The sequence below is a fragment of the Actinomycetota bacterium genome (genome assembly GCA_035540895.1).
Lineage (GTDB): Bacteria > Actinomycetota > JAICYB01 > JAICYB01 > JAICYB01 > DATLFR01.
Window position 1 is genome coordinate 1 of sequence record DATLFR010000166.1, and the last position, 2,802, is coordinate 2,802.

The 2,802-nt window shown below is 73.3% G+C and carries 3 protein-coding genes; 2 read left to right on the forward strand and 1 reads right to left on the reverse strand.

Annotation, left to right across the window (positions count from 1 at the left end; genetic code table 11):
• Positions 1 to 1,251 (forward strand): hypothetical protein (locus tag VM840_09610; protein ID HVL81834.1); only part of this gene is annotated, 1,251 nt, incomplete at its 5' end.
• Here the strand turns inward: VM840_09610 and nth are convergent.
• Positions 1,242 to 1,952: an endonuclease III gene (nth, locus tag VM840_09615; GenBank protein HVL81835.1), complete on the reverse strand. Its 711-nt coding sequence runs from the start codon at positions 1,950 to 1,952 to the stop codon at positions 1,242 to 1,244. The genes VM840_09610 and nth overlap by 10 nt on opposite strands.
• Positions 1,953 to 2,001: 49 nt before the next feature.
• Between nth and VM840_09620 the strand changes: the two genes are divergently transcribed.
• On the forward strand, positions 2,002 to 2,724 hold the full coding sequence (locus tag VM840_09620; protein HVL81836.1) for a lysophospholipid acyltransferase family protein: 723 nt from the start codon (positions 2,002 to 2,004) through the stop codon (positions 2,722 to 2,724).
• Positions 2,725 to 2,802: the final 78 nt, after the last annotated feature.

A 2,802-nucleotide genomic window follows, 5' to 3' on the forward strand; every position in this document is an offset into this window, starting at 1 on the left:
ATCGTAGACGGGGTGGACCACATGGGTTGGGTGGTTGCTGGCGAGGGCGGCGCGGCGATCGTGGCCGCGTCCAGGCTCGGCGAGCCCGTATCGGCGCTGGCCGTCGAGGGGGCGGCGGGGGAGGCCGCCTGGCGTGGCATCCCCGTGGTGCCGGTGGACGGGCTGGAGGGTCCTGGGGGCGCGACGGGCGTGCTGCTCGTCGAGGCGGAGGATCCGACGCGGGAGACGGTCCGGACATGGGCGGCCGCCCACCGTCTCCCGCTCGTCGAACGGGAGCCGGAGCAGGTCGAACCCCCGGAAGGGGTCCGAGTCCTCGCCGTGAGCGGTCCGGGCACCGGAGTCGGCAAGACCCCGGTCGTCGCCAAGCTGGCGCGGATACTGCGGATGTCTGGTGTGCAGGTGGCGGTCCTGCGCCACCCCGTCGCGACCCTGCTCGGGTGGCCATCGCTCGCCGAGGTCCGGGTGGTGCGGGGGACGGACGGCCTGGGGGACGGACCCCTCGACGAGGCAGAGGAGCTCGCTCCCGTCCTGGCGATGGGGGCTCCCGTCGTCTCCGGCACCGAGCCCGAGCCCATGCTCGCCGGGGCGGCCGAGCTCGCCCCGGTCGTGGTGTGGGACGGTGGGGGAGCGGCCCGTCCATGGGTGCGGCCGCGCATGAGCGTGGTGGTGGTCGATGCGTTCAAGCCGCCGACCGACCAGGCCGAGCTGCGGATCGCCGCCGCGGACGCCGTGGTGATCGCCAAGAGCGACACCGCGCCGCCGGACCTCGTGAACGCATGGGAGCGCGCCATCGCCGACCGCAACCCGGGGGCCTCCGTCACGCTCGCGGACATGCCCGTGGGCGTGCCGGAGGGGATGCGCCTGCGACGACGCGACGTGGCGGTCGTGGAGGATTGGTCCGCCCTCGTCCTCGGTGGCCACACGGCGGGCGCGGGAGCCGTGGTCGCCCGCCGCTGGGCGTGCCGGGTGATCGATCCGCGCCCCTTCGCCGTCGGTGCGGTGGCCGAGGTCCTCCGGCGCCACCCGCATATCGGTCCGGTGGTGCCGTCGATGGGACGCACGGGGGCCGAGCAGGAGGACCTCGCCGAGACGCTCGCCGCGATGCCGGCCGAAGTGGTGCTGTGGGCGTCCACGGCCGCGCCGGTCCCCATCGCCGGGAAGCCGGTCGTCCGTGCGTACCCGGAGGTGATGGAGGTGGCGGGGACCTCCCTCCAGGACGTCGTCCGCCCCCTGCTGCCCGGCTACGACTGACGTCGCGGGCGCCGGATCGCGGGGCCCACGACGGCCTGGCCGGTCGGGCACCAGCGGAGGAGGGGACACCCCTCGTGGTCGGGCGACCGGGCGTCGCACGGGCCCCGTCCGAGCAGGATCAGCTTGTGGGGGATGTCGTGCCACCGTCTCGCCGGGATCAGGTCCATCAGGTCCCGCTCGATCTTCACGGGGTCGTCGCTGGGGGTGAGCGCCAGGCGCTGGCTGGTCCGGCGCACGTGGGTGTCGACGAAGATGCCGTGCCCGGTCCCGGGCCAGAGGTTGGCCATGACGACGTTGGCCGTCTTGCGCGCGGCTCCCGGGAGCGCGGTCAGCTCCTCCATCGTCCGCGGCACCTCGCCGCCGTGATCCTCGACCAGCTTCCGGGCGCAGCCGATGATGGCCCGGGTCTTCTGGCGGAAGAAGCCCGTCGGCTTGATGAGCGCCTCGACCTCCCCCGGGTCCGCGGCGGCGAGGTCGGCCGGCGTCGGGTAGCGCTCGAACAGCGCGGGGGTCACCCGGTTCACCGTGTCGTCGGTCGTCTGCGCCGACATGATCACGGAGATGAGGAGCTCGAACGGGTTGCGGAAGTGCAGGGCGGTCTCCGTCTCGCGGTACTCGCGGTCGAGGGCGCGCATGATCGGGCGGATCCGCGCTCTCGCGTCTCCCGCGTCGTGCCCCGAGGCGGGCAGGTACCTGGCCACGCGCGGCATACTACATGCGGGGTGTAGAAGCCAAGAGGCGGGTGAGGCGGTGCGCGAACCGGTCGAGGCTCTGTTCCCGGCATACAGCCGGGCGGCCTACCGTGGCCTGAAGGTGGTCCTCGGCGCGTTGATGCGTGGGGCGTACGACCTCGAGGTGGTCGGGCTCGACAACGTGCCTAGGACCGGCTCGGCCATCCTCGCCGCGAACCACATCTCGTTCCTCGACTCGTTCTTCATCCCGCTGGTCGTGCCGCGCCGGGTCACGTACCTGGCCAAGGCGGAGTACTGGGACTCGTGGAAGACGCGGTGGTTCTTCGACACCGTGGGCCAGATCCCGGTGCGCAGGCAGGACTCGGAGAAGGCGCAGGCCGCCCTCGAGTCGGGGGTCCGCGTGCTGACGGCGGGAGGTCTGCTAGGCATCTACCCCGAGGGGACGAGGTCCCCGGACGGGCGGCTGTACCGGGGCAAGACCGGACCGGCCCGCATGGCGCTGCGGGCCAACGTCCCCGTCGTGCCGGTGGGTCTCGACGGGACCCGCGAGATCATGCCCAAGGACGCGAAGATGCCTCGGATGTCCGGCCGGGTCGCCGTCCGGTTCGGGGCGCCCCTCTGGGTGCCGGGCGACGCCGTCTCGGACCCGCTCCTGCTGCGCTCGTTCACCGATCGGTTGATGTACGAGATCATGCAGCTGAGCGGCCAGGAGTACGTGGACCGGTACGCAGACCGCGCCCCGCGCAAGACGGAGCCGCTCGCCGGCTCCCTGGTCGGTTAGCCCCCCGGCGAGGGCGGGTCGGGCGAGTCGGCCGGTTCGGGCGTCCGAGGAGGCCGGGGGGTGCGCGGAGCCTCCTGC